Origin of the sequence: Brevundimonas naejangsanensis, assembly GCF_000635915.2 — a bacterium.
GTDB classification, from domain to species: Bacteria; Pseudomonadota; Alphaproteobacteria; order Caulobacterales; family Caulobacteraceae; genus Brevundimonas; species Brevundimonas sanguinis.
Genome location: NZ_CP015614.1, coordinates 348,096 through 369,904, shown reverse-complemented (window position 1 = coordinate 369,904; position 21,809 = coordinate 348,096). Strand labels below are relative to the sequence as shown.

General features: G+C 67.3%; 14 protein-coding genes and 1 pseudogene. 7 read left to right on the top strand and 8 right to left on the bottom strand.

Translation table 11 applies throughout. The features are described from left to right. The first annotated feature begins 2 nt into the window (after positions 1–2). Genes DA69_RS01750 through pgeF form a run of 3 tightly spaced genes read left to right on the top strand, consistent with a single transcriptional unit; the run spans position 3 to position 2,126 of the window. Positions 3–1,076 carry a class I SAM-dependent methyltransferase gene (locus DA69_RS01750; RefSeq protein ID WP_025976244.1) on the top strand — a complete coding sequence of 358 codons (1,074 nt, stop codon included), beginning with the start codon at positions 3–5 and terminating at the stop codon, positions 1,074–1,076. 34 nt (positions 1,077–1,110) lie between these two features. Beyond that, complete coding sequence (locus DA69_RS01745; RefSeq protein WP_025976243.1) at positions 1,111–1,359, top strand: hypothetical protein; 249 nt, start codon at positions 1,111–1,113, stop codon at positions 1,357–1,359. Continuing rightward, positions 1,356–2,126: a peptidoglycan editing factor PgeF gene (gene pgeF / locus DA69_RS01740; RefSeq protein ID WP_025976242.1), complete on the top strand. Its 771-nt coding sequence runs from the start codon at positions 1,356–1,358 to the stop codon at positions 2,124–2,126. Before DA69_RS01745 ends, pgeF begins: the two co-directional genes overlap by 4 nt. Positions 2,127–2,302: 176 nt before the next feature. Here the strand turns inward: pgeF and lpxC are convergent, their stop codons facing one another. The 8 genes and pseudogenes from lpxC to murC all read right to left on the bottom strand — a co-directional run bounded on the left by lpxC (position 2,303) and on the right by murC (position 14,829). Then, positions 2,303–3,202, bottom strand: coding sequence for a UDP-3-O-acyl-N-acetylglucosamine deacetylase (gene lpxC, locus DA69_RS01735; RefSeq protein ID WP_025976241.1), 900 nt, complete (start codon positions 3,200–3,202; stop codon positions 2,303–2,305). A 226-nt stretch (positions 3,203–3,428) separates the two neighbouring features. Then, positions 3,429–5,033 carry a cell division protein FtsZ gene (gene ftsZ / locus DA69_RS01730; RefSeq protein ID WP_025976240.1) on the bottom strand — a complete coding sequence of 535 codons (1,605 nt, stop codon included), beginning with the start codon at positions 5,031–5,033 and terminating at the stop codon, positions 3,429–3,431. A gap of 243 nt (positions 5,034–5,276) precedes the next feature. Beyond that, positions 5,277–8,597 (bottom strand): TonB-dependent receptor domain-containing protein, encoded by a 3,321-nt coding sequence (locus tag DA69_RS01725; RefSeq protein ID WP_025976239.1) that lies wholly within the window; start codon positions 8,595–8,597, stop codon positions 5,277–5,279. Positions 8,598–8,951: 354 nt separating this feature from the next. Further along, a complete protein-coding gene (gene ftsA, locus DA69_RS01720) occupies positions 8,952–10,277 on the bottom strand; it encodes a cell division protein FtsA (RefSeq protein ID WP_025976238.1) in 1,326 nt (441 codons plus the stop codon). 26 nt (positions 10,278–10,303) lie between these two features. Further along, a complete protein-coding gene (locus tag DA69_RS01715) occupies positions 10,304–11,143 on the bottom strand; it encodes a cell division protein FtsQ/DivIB (protein ID WP_025976237.1) in 840 nt (279 codons plus the stop codon). Beyond that, positions 11,073–12,069 (bottom strand): annotated as a pseudogene (locus DA69_RS01710) (D-alanine--D-alanine ligase). The gene DA69_RS01715 and the pseudogene DA69_RS01710 overlap by 71 nt, the downstream one beginning before the upstream one ends. A 253-nt stretch (positions 12,070–12,322) precedes the next feature. Beyond that, positions 12,323–13,231 carry a UDP-N-acetylmuramate dehydrogenase gene (gene murB / locus DA69_RS01705; protein ID WP_025976235.1) on the bottom strand — a complete coding sequence of 303 codons (909 nt, stop codon included), beginning with the start codon at positions 13,229–13,231 and terminating at the stop codon, positions 12,323–12,325. 152 nt (positions 13,232–13,383) lie between these two features. Then, a complete protein-coding gene (gene murC / locus DA69_RS01700) occupies positions 13,384–14,829 on the bottom strand; it encodes a UDP-N-acetylmuramate--L-alanine ligase (RefSeq protein ID WP_025976234.1) in 1,446 nt (481 codons plus the stop codon). Between the two features lie 121 nt (positions 14,830–14,950). On the opposite strand from murC, the gene DA69_RS01695 reads away from it, so the two are divergent. The 4 genes from DA69_RS01695 (at position 14,951) to DA69_RS01680 (ending at position 21,735) form a co-directional block, all read left to right on the top strand. Continuing rightward, a complete protein-coding gene (locus tag DA69_RS01695; RefSeq protein WP_029972293.1) occupies positions 14,951–17,056 on the top strand; it encodes a catalase in 2,106 nt (701 codons plus the stop codon). Positions 17,057–17,180: 124 nt separating this feature from the next. Next, the gene (locus tag DA69_RS01690; RefSeq protein WP_025976232.1) at positions 17,181–18,260 is read left to right on the top strand and encodes a site-specific DNA-methyltransferase; all 1,080 of its coding nucleotides are present in this window, start codon (positions 17,181–17,183) and stop codon (positions 18,258–18,260) included. 131 nt (positions 18,261–18,391) lie between these two features. Continuing rightward, complete coding sequence (locus DA69_RS01685) at positions 18,392–19,483, top strand: glycosyltransferase family 4 protein (protein WP_025976231.1); 1,092 nt, start codon at positions 18,392–18,394, stop codon at positions 19,481–19,483. 104 nt (positions 19,484–19,587) lie between these two features. Then, positions 19,588–21,735, top strand: coding sequence for an amylo-alpha-1,6-glucosidase (locus DA69_RS01680; RefSeq protein ID WP_025976230.1), 2,148 nt, complete (start codon positions 19,588–19,590; stop codon positions 21,733–21,735). The last annotated feature ends 74 nt before the right edge of the window (positions 21,736–21,809 follow it).

Genomic DNA, 21,809 nt, shown 5'->3' with positions numbered 1-21,809 from the left:
CTATGGCGGAGACGCTCAAGGACCGGCTGGTCCGCGAGATCGTGCTGACCGGGCCGATGACGGTGGCGGACTACGTCACCCGCTGCCTGCACGACCCCAAGGGCGGCTATTACGCCACCCGTCCGGCGCTGGGCGAAGGCGGCGACTTCATCACCGCCCCGCTGATCAGCCAGATGTTCGGCGAACTGATCGGCCTTTGGGCCATCGAGACCTGGAGCCGCCTGGGCGCGCCCGAGCGGGTGCGCCTGGTCGAGGTCGGCCCCGGCGACGGGACGCTGATGTCGGACGTGCTGCGCGCGGCGCGGCTGGTTCCCGGCTTCCTGCAGGCGGTCGATCTGATCCTGATCGAGCCCAGCGCCCCCTTACGCGCCGAACAGGCCCGGCGCCTGGCCGACGCCGACGTGCATCCGCGCTGGCTCAGCGCCCTGCATCAGGTCGAAACGGACGCCCCCGTCATCCTGATCGCCAACGAGGTGCTGGACTGCCTGCCCGCGCGTCAGTTCATCAAGACCGAAGGCGGCTGGGCCGAGCGCCGCATCGGCGTGACCGACAACAATGACCTGACCTTCGGCCTGACCGCCATCGCCGACGGCTTCGAGGCGCCCGGCTTCGACGTCGAACCGGGCCAGGTGATCGAGATTTCGGAGCAGCAGGCCGCCTTCGGTCGCGACCTGGCGACGATGATCCGGGCGGCGTCGGGGGCGGCGCTGCTGATCGACTATGGCCGCAGCAAGCCAGAGGCGGGCGACACGCTGCAGGCCCTGCGGCGGCATCAGAAGGTCGATCCCCTGTCGACGCCGGGCGAGGCCGACCTGACGCAGTGGGCCGACTTCCCCCTGGTGCTGGAGGCCGCCGTGCGCGGCGGCGCCGACGTGACCGGCTGCATCGCCCAGGGCGCCTTCCTGAAGGCGCTGGGGATCGAAGCCCGCGCCCAACGGTTGATGCAGGGACGCCCCGAGGCCGCCCCGATCATCCAGCGCCAGTTGGATCGCCTGACCGCGCCGGATCAGATGGGCGAACTGTTCAAGGCGGCGGCGATCTTCTCGCCGCGCTCGCTGGCCCTGCCGGGCTTCTGACGCGGCCCGCCCGATGATGGAGGCTGATACGGCCATGACCTTCACCGACACCGAGCGCCAGATCCTGCTGGCGACCAAGGGCGTGGGCCCCAAGGTGATCGAACGGCTGGAGGAACTGGGCGTCGGCGGCTTCGCCCGTCTGGCCCAGGCGGACGCAGCCGTCGTTTGCGCGGGCGCCGCCGCCAGCGTCGGCTCCACCTGCTGGAAGAACAGCCCTCAGGCCCGCAAGGCTGTTCAGGCCGCCATCGACGCCGCCCGTTTCGAACTGGAGGGCGCTGCATGAGCCTGAACCCCGTCACCCACCCGTTACTCCACAAGGCCGGGGTGCGCCACGGCTTCTTCACCCGCGAGGGCGGCGTGTCCGAGGGGATCTACGCCGGGCTGAACGCCGGGGTGGGGTCCAAGGACGACCCGGCGCGCGTCGCCGAGAACCGCCGCCGCGTGGCCGAATGGATGGGCGGCGCCGCCGATGACCTGTGCGGCTGCTATCAGGTCCACTCCGCCGTCGCCCGCGTGGCCGAAAGCGGCTGGGGCGGAGAGCGTCCCGAAGGCGACGCCGTGGTCGCGGGCGTAAAGGGTCCGGTGCTGACCGTCTTGACCGCCGACTGCGCGCCCGTCCTGTTCGCCGACGCCGAAGCAGGCGTCATCGGGGCCGCCCACGCCGGCTGGAAGGGCGCCCTTGGCGGCATCATCCACTCGACCGTAAAGGCCATGACGGCCCTGGGCGCCGAACCGTCGCGCATGGTGGCCGTTGTCGGCCCCTGCATCGCGCAGGGCTCTTACGAAGTCGGCGCCGACTATCAGGAGCGCTTCGCCCACCACGACCCCGGCAGCGAACGCTTCTTCCGCCCGGGCGCGGCCGAAGACAAACGACAGTTCGACCTGCCCGGCTTCGTTCTGTGGCGACTGGAACAGGCCGGCGTCGGCGAGGCCGCCTGGACCGGCGACGACACGCGGGCGGACGAACGGCGCTTCTATTCCAACCGCCGGGCGTTTCTGGCCGCCGAACCGGACTTCGGCCGATTGATCTCCGCGATCACGCTAAGCTGACCCTTCTCCCCTTGTGGGAGAAGGTGGGCGCCGAAGGCGCTCGGATGAGGGGTGTCAGCGCGACATTCGGAAATCATCTACAGCAAGCGATGCGCCTATCCGGACGCCGAGGCGATCACACCCCTCATCCGTCAGGCTCCGCCCGCCGCCTTCTCCCACAAGGGGAGAAGGGAGACCTACCCCGCCATCGCCATATCAGGCACGCGCGTCGTCTCGCGCCAGGCGTTCGGCTGGGCCAGCAAGGCGCGGACCAGCTTGTTGTTCAGGGCGTGCCCCGCCTTGACGCCTTCGTAGCGACCCAGCAGGGGGGCGCCGAGGACATAAAGGTCGCCGATGGCGTCCAGCGCCTTGTGACGCACGAACTCGCGTTCCATGCGCAGACCGCCGGGGTTCAGGATCTGGTCGCCGTCGATGACCACGGCGTTCTCCAGCGACCCCCCGCGAGCCAGACCCGCCTGACGCAGGGCCTCGACCTCATGAGCGAAGCCGAAGGTGCGGGCGGCCATGATGTCCGAGCGGAAGGTCGCCTCGTCCACGACGAAATCCACCACCTGATTGCCGATGACCGGCGTGGGGAAGTCGATCTCGAAGCGCATCTCATAGCGGTCGCACGGCAACAGGACGGCGGACTTGTCGCCCTCCTCCACCCGGACGGCTTTCAGGATCTCGATATAGGTCTGCGGCGCCTCTTGACGGCGGAAGCCGGCGCGGTCCAGCAGTTGCACGAACGGCAGCGCCGAGCCGTCCAGGATCGGCAGCTCCGGCCCGTCCACCTCGATCACGGCGTTGGAGACGCCAAGAGCGGCCAGGGCGGCCATCAGGTGTTCGATCGTCGACAGGCGCACGCCCGCCGCATTCTCGATCATGGTGTTCAGGCGCGCGTCCACGACGGCTTCGCCCGAGACGGGGATGCGGTTGTCGCGGTCGGTCACATCGGTGCGCACGAAGACGATACCGTGGCCGGGCGCTGCCGGGCGCACGACCAGACGCACGCGGCGGCCGGTGTGCACGCCGACGCCGGCGCAGATGGCCGGGGCGACGATAGTCTGTTCGTACTGGTCGTTGCGGACCGTCACTCGGAAGCTCTCTGTTGCGCGACCCGCCCCGCTGGACGGTCTTCGCCTCACCCGTCGTTTACGCCTGGGGGCTCAAGCCCGAAATGAAAGTCGGGTTTCGGATTGTTTCGCTTTGGTTACGATCGAGACACCGGCCGGCGCGCCCGCCGCGGGGCCGCTCGCCCAAGCAAAACGCCCCGGAGACCAGCTCCGGGGCGCTTCTAGACTTTAGGGCCGTTTAGGGCGGTCAGTTCGCGAGGCGGCGAAGAAAGGAGGGAATCTCCAGGTCGTCGTCTTCGCTCTGGCCCAGTTGCGGGTCCTGATGCTGCGGCTGAATCGACTGGGTCTGACGCAGCTGCTGGGTCGTGCGGTTCGACGACGGCGGCGGCGCGTAGGAGGGCTGCTGCTGCGACTGCTGGCGCTTGCGACCGAACAGGCTCCAGCCGCTGCGGCGGTGATCGCGCTCGTCATAGAAGGGCTCTTCGGCAGGCTCTTCGTGCCGGGCGGCCGGACGCTGGGTCGAGTGCTGGGCCGGTTGCTGCGGCGCAGGCTGCTGACGCTGGGGGGCGCGGTCGAAATAGAGGTCGCCCTGTTCCGACGAGGCTGCGGTCTGGCCGCGGCCGCCGCCCTGCTCGTATTCCTCGACCCACGGATCGACGATCGGCTCCAGGTTGCGCGGCGCGTCGTGGATCACGGGCTCGGGCTTGGCTTCGATCCGAGGCTCAGGCGCGCGTGCGGCCGGGGCTTCATAGGTCGGAGCCGGCGCGGGTTGCGGCGCGGCGTCGCGCACCGGGTCGATGCGGACCTCCGGCTGACGCGGCGCAGCCGCCGACGGCGCGCCCGTACGGCTGAACGTCTGGCCTTGCGGCTCGATCTGCTGAATGACAGCCTCGTCCATGCCGGTCGCCACGACCGAAACGCGGATCTTGCCGTCCAGGGCCGGGTCGAAGGCGGCGCCGAAGATGATGTTGGCGTCGCCGTCCACTTCGCCGGCGATGGCGTTGGCGGCCTCGTCGACTTCCAGCAGGGTCATGTCCATGCCGCCGGTGATGTTCACCAGCACGGCCTTGGCGCCCTTCAGGCTGGTTTCGTCCAGCAGGGGGTTGGCGATGGCGTTCTGGGCCGCCAGCAGGGCGCGGTCGTCGCCCGTGGCCTCGCCCGTGCCCATCATGGCCTTCCCCATCTCGCTCATCACGGCGCGGACGTCGGCGAAGTCCAGGTTGATCAGGCCCGGCAGGATCATCAGGTCGGTGATCGAACGCACGCCCGAGTGCAGCACCTGGTCGGCCATGCCGAAGGCGTCGGAGAAGGTGGTGCGCTCGTTGGCGACCCGGAACAGGTTCTGGTTCGGGATGACGATCAGGGTGTCGACGTAGCGCTGCAGCTCGGCCACGCCAGCGTCAGCCAGGCGCATCCGGTGGCGGCCTTCGAAGGTGAAGGGCTTGGTCACCACGCCGACGGTCAGGATGCCGCGATCGCGCGCGCATTTGGCGATGACCGGCGCCGCGCCGGTGCCGGTGCCGCCGCCCATGCCGCAGGTGATGAAGACCATGTGCGCGCCTTCCAGGTGCGCGTGGATCTCATCGGCGCTTTCCTCGGCGGCGTTCATGCCGACCTCGGGGTGGGCGCCCGCGCCCAGGCCTTGGGTGATGGTCTCGCCCAGCTGGATGCGACGGTCGGTCTTGGCGAAGCTCAGATGTTGGGCGTCAGTATTGGCGACGACGAACTCCACCCCCTCGAGGCCGGAGTCGATCATGTTGTTGACGGCGTTGCCGCCGGCTCCGCCCACGCCGAACACGACGATGCGGGGCTTCAATTCCGTGGCTTCCGGCCTGACCAGCGAGAGAGACATTATGTAATTCCGACCTAAGGACCCTGCCCTTCGTCCCCAACGCGAGATCCCCGCCGAATCGCATTGGTTATGAGCGCGTTAAGGAAAACCCTGTCTGAGTTAACGAAGAGTTACCCTCGGTAGCGTGAGTCGGAGGAAATGGCAGGCGATTTCCCTAGCTTAGCCACAAAATACCGCCGGCATTACAACGAAAGGGCGGCTCGATTGAGCCGCCCTCCGCTTAGCTTCAGTAACTAGTCGTTGTTACCACGCCTTCCAGTTCACCCCGATGTGGTAGCGCGTGCCCCACGGATCGAAGTTCGGGTACATGGTGAAGCCCAGCCACTTAGCCTGCTCGGCATCAAACGCGTTGGTGACGCCTGCGCGGATCGAGACGTCCTCCGTAACGTTGTAGCGAACCGTGAAGTCATGACGGGCGAAGTTGCCAGTGTTCATATACTGCACCAGTCGCGCGTCCGCATTCGCCACGAAAGTACGCATCTGCGAGATGTCCTGGGCCGTCTGCCAGTCCATCGTCCAGTTCAGGCTCCACTTGGAGGTCGGACGATACGTCAGCGACGACGTCATGCGAACGCGAGGATACCGCAGCGTCGAATCCAGGCCTGTATAGTCGTTGGGATCTTGGGAGTTGTTGAACTGCTTCTGCTCGATCAACCAGGTCCCGCCCAAACGGTAGTCCAGTCGACCCACGTTCAAGCCGAACATCTCTTCCATGTCGACCGAATAGTTGGCCGTGAAGTCCAGACCGCGCGTGGTGCGCTTGGCGTAGTTGATCGAGCTTTCGATGTAACCGCCGACCGGATCGCTGCTGGGCGCGCCAACCCCAAACGGGACATCAGGATTGTTGCGGAAGATGAACGAGCAAGCTCCCTCATTGAGCGTCGGCCCGTTGACGCAGTTTTCAGCCAGCGTCTGCGCCGACACGGAGGCGATGACGTTGGTCAGTTCGATCTCGTAATAGTCGAGAACGAGGCTGAAGTTCGGAATGAAGCGCGGCTGGAGCACGACCGAGAAGGTGAACGAGTCGGACTCTTCGGGTTCCAGATTCGGGTTCCCGCCACTCACGCCCGAGATGCTGGACGTGGAGTAAAGGCGACCGAAATCGTCCGTGGTTCCCGGCGTGTCACCGGCGAAGTCGAACGTGAGACCCTGCTGAGCGGCCAGAGCGGTACAGTTCTTGATCCGGTTCGCACGATACTCGGCATTCGCGGCGGCATTGATGTTGGACGTGGTGCAGGGATCGTTCGAACCAAAGAACGAGAACGTCTGCGAAAAAGGACCATACACTTCCGACAGGGTCGGAGCGCGCAGAGAGGTATTGAAGCTCGTCTTGAAGGCGATGTCCTGGATGGGACGATAGACGAGGTTGACGCCATAGACGTCACCCGTGCCGATATGGCTGTAATCGAAGTAACGGTACGAACCGCTCAGCTCGGCAAATTGGCCAAGGAAGCTGTCGCGGAACAGGGGGATAGAGATTTCGCCGAAGATCTCGTCGCTCTCGTATTCCACCGGCTCCTGATCAGGACCGCTGTTCAGGAACAACAGACGGTCACCGAACTCACGATCGCGGCCCGTGCCTTCGGTGAATTCACGCCGATGCTCGGCGCCGATGGCCATGCCGATGCGGCCAGCGCCCCAGAAGTCCCACAACTGGCCCGAGAACGAGCCCAGCAGTTGCTCCTGCTCATTACGATCGGTCGTGCCGACTTCAGCGTAGAGGTAGTCCAGAGCTTCCTGGCTCTGCTGGCCAACACCGAAGATATTCAACGGCTTGCACTGCTCGATTGCAGCGCGACCGGCTTCGGAGCTGCGAACGTCACCGCCACGCACCAGGTCGCCGAGTTGTCCCATCGGGACGCCCTGCTTGGCGAGCAAGGTCGAGCGGCAGACAATACCGCCCGGCGTGCCGAGCAGGCCCGCCGTGTCACGCACGGCGTCCGCCGCGAACGCCATGCGCTCGACATCGACGCCGCGTTCACGGTTTGCGACCTCGACCTCGCCGTAGGTGTAGCCGATGTCCCAGCTACCGTCCTTGACGAACAGGAAGTTGTCGAAGCGCCCTTCCACCGAGGCCACATAACGCGTCAAATCGCGCGTGTTGAGCTGGCTGCGATCCGGGCCGCGCAGCGCCGAGCGGGCGTAGGGCGCCGCCGCAGTGCCGAGCAGTTGACCCGGTTCCGTGGCGGTGGGCTGCGAATAGATGTCGATCCGGTTGTTGAGGATCGCCTGCCGCAGATTTTCCGGGATAAAGGCGTTGTCGCTCAGACGAATGTCGAAGGCGCTGGTCGCGCGGATGGTCGACAGCCGGTTAGCGGCCGTGCGGTCTGAGATGAAGATGTCGAAGAAGGTGGGTTGCCCTTCGTCAAAGGTCTCTTCCTCGACGCGCTTCGCTTCGAACCGAGCCAGGATGCTTTCCGTCAAACGGAAGTTAGCCCCAACCTGGAACCGCTTCGCTTCGGACCGCGGGAAGAAGGTGTAGTTGGCGTATTCCGAGGCCAGTTCGCCATCGCCGCCGACGTTGTAGACTGGCGACAGACCCGTCCCGACGCGCGTTCCGAAGTCCGCAAGCCTCGCCGAGCCATCGCCGTTGAACACCCAGGACTTGCCCTGAGCGAGTTGGGTGCAGTTGGTGTTGTTGTAGTTCGCCGTCGGCACGGCGGAGCCCACAACGCCGCAGCTGAAATAGCTCGTGTCCGGGTCATTGGTGGGGCTGGCGGCGCGGTTGTTGGCCAGGTTCACGACGCCCCAGCGCAGCCGTTGCATGGTGCGAAGGTTGGAGAACAGGGTCGAATCGATGACACCGTCGAAGGGTCGCGCCACCGGGTCGGCGTCGGTCGAAACGAGCGCTGTCGAGCCACGGAGCCAGTCCACATCCGCTGCGCGTACTTCGTCCGCCTTCTCGTACTCGCCAAACGCATAGACGTTCAGGCGGTCGTCGAAGAAGTTTTTGCCGATCAGCGCAGAGACGCGTTGGTTCGCCTCGCCGCCATCGTTGATCATGCCGTAGTTGGCGTCGATCTCGGCCCCTTCGTAGTCTTTGCGAAGATTGAAGTTCAGCACGCCCGACACGGCATCAGCGCCGTAAACGGACGCAGCGCCGCCGGTGATGATCTCGATGTTCTGAATCAGAAGGCGCGGGATGGTGTCAACGTCGACCGCCAGAGAACCGCCGTTGGAGCCGACATGCCGGCGACCGTCAACGAGGGTCAAGGTGCGGCCCGAACCGAGCGAACGCAGGTTCGGCAGCGACAGGCCGCCATCGCCCAGACCGGAGCCCGTCGTATCAGAGGGCACCACCGAGTTCGACAGAGCAGGAATAGTGGCCAGGTAGTCGATCATGGTCGACTGGCCGCTTTCCAGCAGCTGCTCGCGCTGAACTTGGATCAGCGGAGTCGGCGAGGTGGTCGGATCGCGGCGAATACGCGAGCCCGTGACGACAATCTCTTCGACCTGGGACACCTGCTCATCAGGCTGCGTCGACTGCGCCAGCGCCGGCGCGGAAAGCGCCACGACGCCCGCAAGGACGGTCGTCCCAAAAAGATGTCTGCGGTTCATTTGCATTGGATGTGCCCCAACCTTGTTAAACTCAAAGCGCCCGAAGCGAACTCAAGGACCCTGTTAGCTTGGGTCTAACCAATAGCGCCGGCCAAGCAAGCTTTGTGTCTCGAATGGGGCCGATAAACGTCGTTCGTGTAACAATACGGCCACAACCCCGCCTCAGTTGGGAGCGCACGAGTCGCGCCCACAGCCGCTCAGCGAACTTCTATTTTCGGCATTGATCCAAGCGCCGCGCCGCAGAGCTTCGCTGAAGCCGGCGCGAAACCCGGCTCGCGGTTGAGCCCTGCCTGCACATATGCGGCGGCGCTCAAACTCGAAACGTCGCAGCAGCGTATTCCGCGCGGCTGGATCGACGCCCTACAGGTTGTCTCGCAGCCACCCGGCCGCACGCGCCACCATGCCGCCGCGGTGCACCTTGGGCGCGTCGGCGGCGGTGATCTGGCGGGACATCAGCTTGCGGGCGGAGACCGCCTCGCGCGGGCCGTAGGCGGCGCGAAGAAGGACGCCGGCGGCCGAGCAGAAGGCCGGGCCAGCGGCGGCGTCGGCCAGGTGGGGCGCGCGTTGCGGGCGGCCCAGGCGCACGGGGCGGTCAAAGACGCGCACGGCCAGTTCGCGCACGCCATTCAGCTGGCTGGCGCCGCCGGTCAGGACCAGGCCCGCGCCGGGCTCCAGGCCCATGCCGGCGTGCTTCAGGCGGTCGCGCAGCAGCTCCAGCGTCTCTTCGACGCGCGGGGCGATGACGGTCTTGAGCATGGCGCGCGGGACGATGACCGGGCCGGCCGAGGCGTCCTCGCCGCGCGGCGGGGCTTCCAGCATTTCGCGGTCTTCGTTGGCGCTGGCCATGGCCGAGCCGTGCAGGGTCTTCAGGCGCTCGGCGCCGACGCGCGAGGTGGAGAGGCCGCGCGCGATGTCGGCGGTCACATGGTCGCCGCCGACGTTCAGGCTTTCGATATGCAGCAGGGAGCGTCCGCCCCAGACCGCCGCCGAGGTCGAGCCGCCGCCCATGTCGATGCACAGGGCGCCCAGCTCCATCTCATCCTCTTCCAGCGCGGCCAGGGAGGAGACGACGGGCGCGGCGGCCACGCCCTGCAGGTCCAGGTGGGCCAGTTCGAGGCAGTGGCTGAGGGCGTTGAACGAGCCCTCGGACATGGAGACGACCAGCAGGTCGAGCCCGAGCGAGCCGCCGCGCATGGCGCGCGGATCGTGCACGCCGCGCGCCCCGTCCACCGACCAGGCGATGGGCAGGACGTGGATCGGGCGCCGGTTCGGCAGGCGGATCTGGGCCAGGGCCATGCCGATGGCGCGGGCCAGGTCGGCGTCGCTGATCGGATGGGAGCCGAGGGACACGCGCGCCTGCACCCGGTGGCTGGCCATCTGGCCGATAGCCGTGGTGACGACGACGCCGGAGACCGGGGCCCCCGCCGCGCGCTCGGCGCGTTCGACGGCGTGGCCGATGGCCTGCGCGGTTTCGTCCATGTTGACGATGGCCCCGCCCTTGACGCCGCGCGACTGGACGTGGCCGGCCCCGGCGACGCGGATGGTGCGGTCGGCGTGGCGCACGCCGTCGGGCTTCATGATGAAGCAGGCGACCTTGGACTGACCGAGATCGAGCGCGGCCACGACCGGCGCGCGCGGCGCGCCCCTGCCCTGTTCCGGCTTCATGTCTCGGCTGCGTCCAACCATGGGTCGTGTCCTAAGAGGTCAGAGAGTTAAACGGCGCCTTCGGAAGGGCGGACGGCCACTTCTTCGGGCGTGCGAAGGTCGATGCGGGCGAAACCCAGGTCCAGCAGGCGTTCGCGCTGGTCCAGGGCGTCGAGGCGGATCAGGGCGGATTCCTGATCCACGGCGGGCAGCTGGATCAGGGAGCCGTCCTTAAGGCGCAGGTCCCAGCGGCGCTCGTCCACGCGGACCAGGGCGTCGACCTTGGCCATCAGGCGCGGGCGCTGGGCCAGCAGGGGCAGGACGTCGGAGGCGGCCTGATCGGCGCCCTTGCCCACCACCAGCGGCAGGCGCGGATAACGGCCCGCGTCGGCGCCCTCGATAACCAGGCCCTGGGCGTCGATGACGTGGGCCTTGCCGCCGACCTGCCAGACAGCGAGGCGGTCGTGCTCCTTGACGTCCACGATCAGGGTGTCGGGCAGCAGGCGCACCACGCGCGCCTCCTTGACCCAGCCGACGGTCTGCACCCGGTCGCGCACGGCGGCCAGGTCCAGGCTGACGATAGGCTGATCCGCGTGGACGCCGATAGCGGCGCGCACCGCGGCGGCGGCCTCGGGCGAGGCCCCGGTGACGTGGACCTGACGCACCTTCAGACCCATGCCGGTCGTGACGGCGTCAAAGCGCTCGGTGGCGGCGGTCGAGATGCGCTCGGCGCGTGCGCCCGTGGCCAGCACGGCCGCGACTATGCCGACGCCCACCACGAGGGTCGCCGCCACGACGCGCGGCGACATGTCCAGCCGGCCGATCGCGGCCGCGCGGCTAGGGGGGGCGCCGCGCGCGCCGCCCTTGCCCGAAGACTGTCGCCGACCGCCGCGCACTACCGCGGGCATAAGGCGTCCTCCACCATCCAACGAACCAGTTCGCGATAATCCATCCCGACATAGGCCGCCTGCTCAGGAGCGAGCGAGGTCGAGGTCATGCCGGGCTGGGTGTTGATCTCCAACAGAACGAGAACGTCGTTAACATCGTCATAACGGAAGTCGGCGCGGGAAACCCCTCGGCAACCCATGGCCGCGTGAGCCAGCTCGGCCTGGCGTAAAGCCTTGTCAAAGACGTGCGGCGGCAACTCGGCGGGCAGGACGTGCGTGGAGCCGCCCTCGGCGTATTTGGCTTCGTAGTCGTAGAAGCCCTTGGTCGGGGTGATGTCGGTGATGGTCAGGGCGCGCGGACCGGTCGCCTCGCCCAGGACCGTGACCGCCAGCTCCTTGCCGGCGATGAAGGGCTCGACCATCACCTGATCGCCATAGGCCCAGTCGGCGGCGCCGACCTCGGCCACCGGACGGTTGGCGCCCTCGCGCACCAGGAAGACCCCGACCGAGGAGCCCTCGGCGTTCGGCTTGACCACATAGGGCGGGTCGATGACGTGGCGGCTGGCGACCTCGTGCCGGTCGAACAGGCCGCCGCCGGGCACGATGACGCCCGCGGCGCGCAGCACGGCCTTGGACTTGTCCTTGTCCATCGCCAATGCTGAGGCCAGGACGCCGGAGTGAGTGTAGGGAATCTTGAGCGTCTCAAGGATGCCCTGCACGCAGCCGTCCTCGCCCCATTTGCCGTGCAGGGCGTTGAAGACGACGTCGGGCTTCAGCGCTGTCAGCACCTGGGCCAGATCGCGCCCGGCGTCCACGCGCGTGACCTTGGCCGCCTGCCCTTCCAAGGCGTCCGCGCAGCCGCGACCCGAGGACAGCGAGACCTCGCGTTCCGACGACAGGCCGCCCATCAGGACAGCGACATGGAGGGTGTTCAGGGGCGCACGCATGGCAACATCCGAAGACTAGCCCGCCCCTATGCCCTGAATACGGTTAACCGGTTGGAAACGATAGCGGCCAGAAGCGGAATTTAAGCGCCTCTCCCTCCCCTTCATGGGGAGGGTGGTCGAAGCGAAGCGGAGACCGGGTGGGGAGGGCCAGGCGATCCTGGGCGCAGTGCTTGATTTGCCTCGCCGCCCCCACCCGACTTCGGCCTGACGGCCTCAGCCACCCTCCCTATAAAGGGGAGGGAGAGGGTCGCGCCTACTTCCGCCCGATCCGCCTGATTTCCCAGTTCAGCTGCACGCCGGTCTTTTCAAGCACGTCGGCGCGGACGGCTTCGCCCAGGCCTTCGATGTCGGCGGCGGTCGCCTCGCCGGGGTTGATCATGAAGTTGGAGTGCAACTCGCTGAACTTGGCGCCGCCTCCGGTCACGGCGTGCAGCTTGCCGCGCCAGCCCGCGTCGTCGACCAGCTTCCACGACGAATGGCCGTCCGGATTCTTGAAGGTCGAGCCGCCGGTCTTTTCGCGGATCGGCTGGGTCTTCTCGCGCCGCTCGGTGATCTCCTGGATGCGGGCGGCGACGGCCTCGGGCGCGTCGGGCGTGCCGCGATAGGTCGCCTCGATCCAGATGATGTCGGCCGGAGCGTTGGAGTGGCGGTAGGTATAGCCGAAGTCGGCCAGGGACAGTTCGACCCGCTCGCCCCTGCGGTTCAGCCCCCAGGCGGACACCAGCACGTCCTTGGTTTCCGAGCCGTAGCAGCCCGCATTCATGGTCAGGGCGCCGCCGATGGAGCCGGGGATGCCCGCATAGAACTCCAGCCCGGCGATGCCCGCCTTGGCCGAGGCGCGCGCCACCATGCTGTCCAGCGCGCCTGCGCCCGCCGTGACGGTGTCGCCGTCGGCCGTCACCTGGCCCCAAGCGCGGCCCGCCAGACGGATCACCACGCCCTCGACCCCCCCGTCGCGCACGATCAGGTTGGAGCCGACGCCGATCACCGTGACGGGCACGCTTTCGGGCAGGGCCTTCAGGAAATCGGCCAGATCATCGGCGTCGGCCGGGATGAACAGGGCGTCCGCCGCGCCGCCCACACGGAACCAGGTGTAAGGCCCCAGCGGCTCGTTCAGCAGCAGCTTGCCGCGCACGGCGGGGAGATTGTCAGTCCAGGCCATCCGATAGATCCGCTCATCCCGGCGGACGCCGGGACCCAGTGCTTTGGCTGCATCCAGCCGTTTGACGTTCAATTCGATGTAGGGCGGCAAGGCTTCGTCGTGAAGCTCTCACTGGATCCCGGCGTCCGCCGGGATGAGCGGGAGCAAGACGCTCAGCCTAGCGCCTCTAGCTGCGCCGGCAGGGCGTAGGCCCAGCTGGTGATGTCGCCCGCGCCCAGCAGGACCACCAGATCGCCCGGCTTCGTCTCTTCGCGGATCACGCGCGGCAGGGCGGCGGCGTTCTCCAGCGCAGCGACGTGGAGATGGCCGTAGCGGCGCACGCCCTCGACCAAGGCGTGCTTGTCGACGCCCTCGATCGGCTGTTCGCCCGCCGGATAGACGTCGGCCACCAGAACGCTGTCCGCGTCCGAGAAGCAGGTGGAGAACTCCTCCATCAGGTCGCGCAGGCGGGTGTAGCGGTGCGGCTGGACCACGGCGATGACGCGACCCGGATTGTCGGCGTTGTGGACCACCTGGCGCGCGGCCTTCAGCACGGCGGCGATCTCGACCGGGTGGTGGCCGTAGTCGTCGATCACCCGCACCCCGTGGGCGACGCCCGTGGTGGTGAAGCGCCGTTTGACCCCGCCGAAGCCCGCCAGACCCGCGCGGATGGAATCGTCGTCCACCCCGATCTCGCGCGCCACGGCGATGGCGGCCAGGGCGTTGGAGACATTGTGCCAGCCCGCCATCGGCAGGTGCAGGTTCTCGATGCGCGCCGGTTCGTCCAGAGCCGCCATGCCCTGCCCCTGAATCACCACATCGAAGCGCGAGCCGTCCGGGTCCATCCGCACATTGTCAGCGCGCACCATGGCCTGCGGATTGAGGCCATAGGTGACCAGACGGCGGTTATCGATCCGGGCCGCCAGCTTCTGCACCTCGGGGTGATCGAGGCAGACCACGCCGAAGCCGTAGAAGGGAATGTCCTCGATGAAGTCGCAGAAGGCCTTCTTCACCGCGTCGAAGTCGCCGTAGTGGTCCAGGTGCTCCGGGTCGATGTTGGTGATGATCGCCACGGTGCATTTCAGGCGCAGGAAGGAGCCGTCGCTCTCGTCCGCCTCGACCACCATCCAGTCGCCGTCGCCGACCTTGGCGTTAGTGCCGTAGGCGTTGATGATGCCGCCGTTGACCACCGTCGGGTCCAGCGCACCCGCGTCCAGCAGGGCCGCGACCATGGAGGTCGTCGTCGTCTTGCCGTGGGTGCCGCCGACGCCGATAGAGAATTGCAGCCGCATCAGTTCCGCCAGCATCTCGGCCCGACGGACCAGAGGAATGCGGCGTTCGCGCGCCACGACCAGTTCGGGGTTCGCCGCCTTGACCGCCGTGGAATAGACCACCGCCGAGACGCCCTCGCTCACATGGGCGGCGTCGTGGCCGATGTAGATGCGGGCGCCCAGCTTCTCCAGCCGCTCGGTGTTGGCGCTGGCCTTGGCGTCCGAGCCCTGCACCTGATAGCCGATCTTCAGCATGATTTCGGCGATGCCGCTCATGCCGATGCCGCCGATGCCGACGAAGTGGACAGGCCCAAGGGCGAACGGAACGGGGCGAAGACGACGGATCATGCACGCCTCATAGCCGCACCGTCGCCGACTGCGAAGACGCCCCAGGCGCCTGCGCGGCATTATATGTAAAATCGGCTGAACCCCGCACCCAATTGCGCAGACCGAACGTTCGTTGCTCGCCATGACGGCCAGGAGGAGCGACGCGGTGCCCGAGAATTCGACAAACCAAGACATCATCGGCCAAGGCGGGGAACTGCATCAGCAGGCCTCGACCCCCGAGACGCGGCTGACCACCAACCATGGAACGCCGATCAGCGACAATCAGAACTCGCTGAAGGCAGGTCCGCGCGGACCGACGCTGCTCGAAGACTTCATCCTGCGCGAGAAGATCCAGCATTTCGACCACGAGCGCATTCCCGAGCGCATCGTCCACGCGCGCGGCTCGGCCGCGCACGGCGTGTTCGAGCTGACCGAGAGCCTCGAACAATACACCACGGCCAAGATCCTGACGGAGGTCGGCGAGAAAACCGAACTGTTCGCCCGCTTCTCGACCGTGGCTGGCGGCGCCGGTTCGATCGACACCCCGCGCGACGTGCGCGGCTTTGCGGTCAAGTTCTACACCAAGGAGGGGAACTGGGACCTGGTGGGCAACAACATCCCGGTCTTCTTCATCCAGGACGCGATCAAGTTCCCCGACCTGATCCACGCCGTGAAGATGGAGGCGGATCGCGGCTATCCGCAGGCCGCGTCCGCCCACGACACCTTCTGGGACTTCGTCGGCCTGATGCCCGAGACCACCCACACGGTGATGTGGGCCATGTCGGATAGGGCCATCCCGCGCTCCTTGCGCATGATGGAAGGGTTCGGGGTCAACACCTTCCGCCTGGTCAACGCCAAGGGCGAATCGCACTTCGTCAAATTCCACTGGCGGCCCAAGCTGGGGACGCAGGCCACCTGCTGGGACGAGGCGGTGAAGATCGCCGGGGCGGATCCCGACTTCCACCGCCGCGACCTGTTCGACGCCATCGACCAGGGCGACTTCCCTCAGTGGGACTTCGCGGTGCAGGTGCTGACCCAGGCCGAAGCCGACGCCCTGCCCTTCGACATCTTGGATGCGACCAAGATCATCCCCGAGGAAGTCCATCCGCTTAAGGTCATCGGCCGCATGACGTTGAACCGGAACCCCGACAACTTCTTCGCCGAAACGGAACAGGCCGCCTTCCTGCCGACCAACATCGTGCCGGGCATCGACTTCTCGGACGACCCGCTGCTGCAGGGCCGGCTGTTCTCCTATCAGGACACCCAGTTGTCGCGCCTGGGGACGGTGAACTTCCACCAGATTCCGATCAACCAGGCCAAGGGCTGCCCCTTCCAGAACTTCCAGCGCGACGGCCATATGCAGACGCAGGTCCCGACCGGTCGCGCCAACTATGAGCCCAACAGCCTGGCTCAGGCCGGAGAGGAAGGCGGCCCCCGCGCCGACGCCAAGGGCGGCTTCACCAGCTTCCGCGAGCCGGTGGAGAAGGAGAAGGTGCGGCTGCGCTCCGAGACCTTCGCCGACCACTACAGCCAGCCGCGGCTGTTCTTCGCCAGTCTGGCGGCGCCCGAACAGGCTCACCTGGCCTCGGCCATCGTGTTCGAACTGTCGAAGGTCTCGCTGGAACACGTCCGCAATCGCGTGATGGGCAATCTGCGCAACGTCGATGAAGACCTCGCCAAGCGGGTCGCCGACGGCCTGGGCATGGCCCTGCCCGAAAAGACCCCGGCGGCGGCCGAGCCGATCGACCTGGACCCGTCGCCCGCCGTGCGTCTGATCGGCAAATACCCGGACAGCCTGAAGGGGCGCAAGGTCGGCGTGCTGGTCACCGACGGGGCCGACGGGGCCGTGGTCAAGGCGGTGCAGGACGCGGCCAAGGCGGCCGGCGCGGCGGTGGAGATCATCGCGCCCAAGCGCGGCGGGGCCAAGCTGAAGGACGGCTCGACGCTGAAGGCGGATCATCAGTTGGCGGGCGCGCCCTCGGTGCTGTTCGACGCGGTCGCCCTGGTGCTGTCGGCCGACGGCTGCGAGCAGTTGCTGACCGAAGGAGCGGCCGTCGACTTCGCCAAGGACGCCTTTGGGCACCTGAAGGCCATCGGTCATACGCCCGAAGCCCAACCCCTGCTCGACAAGGCGGGGGTCGAGGCCGACGCCGGCGTGGTCGATCTGTCGAACGGGGCCGACGGCTTCATCAAGCCCGCAGCCACCCGTCAGTGGGACCGCGAACCCAAGGTCCGCACCCTGGCCTGACGACGAGAGGTGGGGCGGCCGCCGAGCGCCGCCCCATTTCCTTCGCCTGTTCTGAATCTTGGTTACTCCGCCTTAACCGTAAGGATTCACCATAAGCGCCTCATCTGTCCGGGGCCGCTTTTCCATGTCCGAGTTGAAGACCGACGTCATCCTGCGTGGCGACTGCATCGAGGTGCTGAAGGGCCTGCCGGACAAGTCGGTGGACATGGTCTTCGCCGACCCGCCCTATAACCTGCAACTGGGCGGCGACCTGCTGCGTCCCGACAACTCCAAGGTCGATGCGGTCGACGACGACTGGGACAAGTTCGAAAGCTTCGCCGCCTATGACGCCTTCACCCGCGCCTGGCTGGGCGAGTGCCGCCGAGTGCTGAAGGACGAGGGCTCGCTGTGGGTCATCGGCAGCTATCACAACATCTTCCGCCTGGGCGCGGCGATGCAGGACCTGGGGTTCTGGGTGCTGAACGACATCATCTGGCGCAAGTCCAACCCAATGCCGAACTTCAAGGGCACGCGCTTCACCAACGCCCATGAGACCCTGATCTGGGCCGCCAAGTCGCGCGAGCAGAAGCGCTACACCTTCAACTACGACGCGCTGAAGGCCTTCAACGAAGACACCCAGATGCGCTCGGACTGGACGCTGGCCCTGTGCACCGGCCATGAGCGTCTGAAGGACGAGGACGGCGCCAAGGCCCACCCGACCCAGAAGCCCGAAGCCCTGCTGCACCGGGTGCTGCTGTCGGCCAGCCGCGTCGGCGACGTGGTGCTGGACCCCTTCTTCGGCACCGGCACGACGGGCGCGGCGGCCAAGCGCCTGGGCCGTCATTTCATCGGCATCGAGCGCGACGAGACCTACGCCAAACTGGCCGAAAACCGCATCAAGGCCGTCATCCCGGCCGCGCCGGAAGACTTGGTCGTCACAGGCTCCAAGAAGGCCGAGCCCAAGGTCCCGTTCGGCGCCCTGGTCGAGGCGGGCCTGCTGGCGCCCGGCGACAAGCTCTACTGCCCCAAGGGCGAGCGCGAGGCGCGGGTGCGCGCCGACGGCTCCCTGGTGTCCGGCGCCCTGACCGGCTCGATCCACAAGCTGGGCGCCCTCCTGGAAAACGCCCCGGCGTGCAACGGCTGGACCTACTGGCGCTTTAAGACGGACACGGGCCTGCGCCCCATCGACGCCCTGCGCGCCGAGATCCGGGCCGGGATGCAGTAGGGCGCGAATCTCGCTCTTCGCCTAACTCACAGGCGCGATTGAATAATATCGTTCCGGCAACGCTGGAACCCGGCTTGGCCGGGCGGATTGAGGTTTCGGCGCCGCGTATCGCGCGGGCGCAGGAGCCTGTCATGAAAATTGCTCAAGTCACGCCTTTGTATGAGGCCGTGCCGCCCCGGCTTTACGGCGGCACGGAGCGCGTGGTCGCGCATCTGACCGACGCCCTTGTCGATCTCGGCCACGACGTCACCCTGTTCGCCAGCGCCGACGCCCGCACCCGCGCACGGCTGGTGCCGGTCCGCGACCAGGCCATCCGCCTGGACCCCGCGCCGCTGAAATCTGATCTCGCCGCGCACATGAGCCAGTTGGCCGAGGTGCTGGACAGCGCCGACCAGTTCGACGTCATTCATTTCCACACCGACATGATCCACTTCCCTTTTTTCCAGGGGTGGGCCGACAAGACGGTGACGACGCTTCACGGCCGGCTTGATGTCAAGGATCTGGCGCCCGTCTATACGCGCTGGCCCGAGTTCGGCCTGGTGTCGATCTCGGACGATCAGCGTCGCCCCCTGCCCCACGCTAACTGGCGCGCCACCGTGCATCACGGCATGCCGGGCGATCTCTACCGGTTCTCCCCCCAGTCGCAGGGCTATCTGGCCTTCCTGGGCCGCATCTCGCCTGAGAAGCGTCCGGACCGGGCCATTGAGATCGCGACCCGGCTGAACAAGCCCCTCAAGATCGCCGCCAAGGTAGACGCCGCTGACCGCGTCTACTGGGAGACCGTCATCGAGCCGCTGGTGCGAAACAACCCTCTGGTCGAGTTCGTCGGCGAGATCGGCGATGCGGACAAATCAGCCTTCCTGGGCGGCGCGGAGGCCCTGCTGTTCCCCATCGACTGGCCCGAGCCCTTCGGCCTGGTGATGATCGAGGCCATGGCCTGCGGCACGCCGGTCGTGGCCTTCGCCTGCGGGTCCACGCCTGAAATCATTGAGGAGGGAGCCACCGGCTTCCTCGTGTCCACGATGGAAGAGGCGGTCGCCGCCGCCGCCCATGCGCACCGGCTCGACAGGGAAGCCATCCGGGCCCGCTTTGATCTGCGCTTTTCGGCGACCGCCATGGCGCGGCGCTATCTGGACGTCTACGGCGACCTGCTGGCGCGGCGTCCGTTTGCCGCCCCGATGCGGCCCATCGAGGAAGAGCGCAGCTTCGCCGCTCTGGCCTAGAGGCCCCGGCCGAGGGCGAACGCTGTTTTCGTCTGAACTGAACCCCGTTCCCGACCGTTCGCCTATCAGCTGCGCAGGGGAGCCAGCCGCAAGCGGAGACGCTGATGGACGACGCCTATTCGACCCAGGTCACGGCCGCCGACACCAACGATCAGGACGGCCTTGAGACCTTGATGGCCCTCAAGGACGGCGACACCTTCCTGGTGGCCGATCATTGGGGGGATGTGAAGGCGGGCGCCGACGGCCTGTTCGACAAGGATACCCGGCTGCTGTCGCGCTTTGCCCTGACCGTCGGGCGGGCGCGGCCGTCGCGCCTCAGCTCGGGCGTGACCAAGGACAATGTCTTCTTCACCTGCCACTCCACCAACCGCCCATTGCCGCCGATGGGCGGACGATCGGCCCCGGCGGGCGTGCTGCATCTGGAACGACGGCGCTTCATTTGGGACCGGCGGCTGTTCGAGCGGGTGCGGATGGTCAACCACGGCGTCGAGGACATCCTGCTGCCGCTGACGTTCGAGTTTGACGCCGACTTCGCGGACATCTTCCAGGTGCGCGGCACGGTGCGGCCCCAGCAGGGCGAAATCCATCCGCCGGTGATCGACGGGCGGCGCGTGACCTTCAGCTACACCGGCCTGGACGGGGTGAAGCGCACCAGTTGCCTGGCCTTTTCGGAGCCGCCCGCCCGCCTCAGCGCCACGCGCGCCGAGTTCATGTTCAGCCTGCCGCGCGGCCGCAGCCTGGACCTGTTCGTCGAATGCGGCCTGGACGCCTGCGACCAGCCGGACGAGGAGCGCTGGCGCTGGCACTCCATCCTGGCGCGGCTGGCCATGCGGCGGCGACTGCGGCGCGGCGCCATCGTCGAGGGCGGACGCAACCAGGGCTTCAACGACTGGCTGCGGCAGTCGCGGGCCGATATCGCCCTGCTGGTCACCGACCTGCCGACCGGCCCCTATCCCTATGCGGGGACGCCGTGGTTCTCGACCCCGTTCGGGCGCGACGGCATCATCACCGCCTGGCAGATGCTGTGGATCGACCCCGGCCTGGCCAAGGGGGTGCTGACCTATCTGGCCGCGCGCCAGGCGACCGAGACCAACGCCTTCATGGACTCCGCCCCCGGCAAGATCATGCACGAGACGCGCGGCGGCGAGATGAGCGTGCTGGGAGAGGTCCCCTTCGGCCTCTACTACGGCGGGGTCGACACCACCTGCCTGTTCATCGCCCTGGCCGGCGCCTACGCCAAGCGCACCAACGACTATGAGACGATCCGCGCCCTGTGGCCCAATCTGATCGCGGCCGCGGGCTGGATGAAGGACTATGGCGACAGCAACGGCGACGGCCTGATCGACTACGCCCGCGCGGCCGACACCGGGCTGTCGAACCAGGGCTGGAAGGATTCCGAGGATTCCATCTTCCACGCCGACGGCCGCTTTCCCAAGGGCCCGATCGCCCTGCTGGAGGTTCAGGGCTACGCCTTCGCCGCCTGGAAGGCGCTGGCCGAAATGGGCGCCGTCCTGGGCGACGGCCGCGCCGACGAATGGGCGAACCGCGCCGAGACGCTGCGCGCCCTGGTCGAAGAGCGCTACTGGATGGAGGACGAGGGCTTCTACGCCATCGCCCTGGACGGCGACGGCGAGCAGTGCCAGGCAATCGGCTCCAACGCCGGGCACCTGCTGTTCACGGGACTGCCTTCGCATGAGCGGGCGCGTCGGGTGACGCGGCGGATGCTGACGGCCGAGTTCCGCTCAGGCTGGGGCCTGCGGACACTGGCCAAGGGGCAGGCCCGCTTCAACCCGATGAGCTATCATAATGGCTCGGTCTGGCCGCACGATACGGCGCTGGCGGCAGCCGGCATGGCCCGCTACGGCGAGCGGCATGCGGTGGCCATGCTGCTGGGCGAGATCTACGGCTCGGCCGCCCATTTCCAGATGCGCCTGCCCGAACTGTTCTGCGGCTTCGTGCGCGAAACGGGCGAGCCGCCCATCGCCTATCCGGTCGCCTGCCTGCCGCAGGCCTGGGCGGCCGGGTCGGTCTTCCTGATGATGCAGGCGGTGCTGGGCCTGAACATCGACGCCGCCGAGGGTCTGGTCGAGGTCAACAATCCCGCCCTGCCCGCCGGGCTGGATCGACTGTCGATCACCCGGCTGAAGGTCGGCGACGGCGTGATCGACCTGCACTTCCAGCGCCTGAACGGCCATGTGGTGGTCATGCCGCGCGAACGCAGCGGGACGGTGAATCTGAGAGCGACGGGTTAAGGCCTGGATCCGCTTTTCCTTCTCCCCGTGTGGGAGAAGGTGGGCGCCGCAAGGCGCTCGGATGAGGGGTGTCG

Bases quoted from the DNA above. Each gene is read 5' to 3' on its own strand.
- DA69_RS01695 (WP_029972293.1), top strand. From the start codon at position 14,951: ATGACGGCCAGGAGGAGCGACGCGGTGCCCGAGAATTCGACAAACCAA.
- DA69_RS01680 (WP_025976230.1), top strand. From the start codon at position 19,588: ATGGACGACGCCTATTCGACCCAGGTCACGGCCGCCGACACCAACGAT.
- ftsZ (WP_025976240.1), bottom strand. From the start codon at position 5,033: ATGTCTCTCTCGCTGGTCAGGCCGGAAGCCACGGAATTGAAGCCCCGC.
- ftsA (WP_025976238.1), bottom strand. From the start codon at position 10,277: ATGGTTGGACGCAGCCGAGACATGAAGCCGGAACAGGGCAGGGGCGCG.
- DA69_RS01715 (WP_025976237.1), bottom strand. From the start codon at position 11,143: ATGCCCGCGGTAGTGCGCGGCGGTCGGCGACAGTCTTCGGGCAAGGGC.
- DA69_RS01685 (WP_025976231.1), top strand. From the start codon at position 18,392: ATGAAAATTGCTCAAGTCACGCCTTTGTATGAGGCCGTGCCGCCCCGG.
- DA69_RS01725 (WP_025976239.1), bottom strand. From the start codon at position 8,597: ATGCAAATGAACCGCAGACATCTTTTTGGGACGACCGTCCTTGCGGGC.
- DA69_RS01745 (WP_025976243.1), top strand. From the start codon at position 1,111: ATGACCTTCACCGACACCGAGCGCCAGATCCTGCTGGCGACCAAGGGC.
- pgeF (WP_025976242.1), top strand. From the start codon at position 1,356: ATGAGCCTGAACCCCGTCACCCACCCGTTACTCCACAAGGCCGGGGTG.
- murB (WP_025976235.1), bottom strand. From the start codon at position 13,231: ATGGCCTGGACTGACAATCTCCCCGCCGTGCGCGGCAAGCTGCTGCTG.
- DA69_RS01690 (WP_025976232.1), top strand. From the start codon at position 17,181: ATGTCCGAGTTGAAGACCGACGTCATCCTGCGTGGCGACTGCATCGAG.
- DA69_RS01750 (WP_025976244.1), top strand. From the start codon at position 3: ATGGCGGAGACGCTCAAGGACCGGCTGGTCCGCGAGATCGTGCTGACC.
- murC (WP_025976234.1), bottom strand. From the start codon at position 14,829: ATGATCCGTCGTCTTCGCCCCGTTCCGTTCGCCCTTGGGCCTGTCCAC.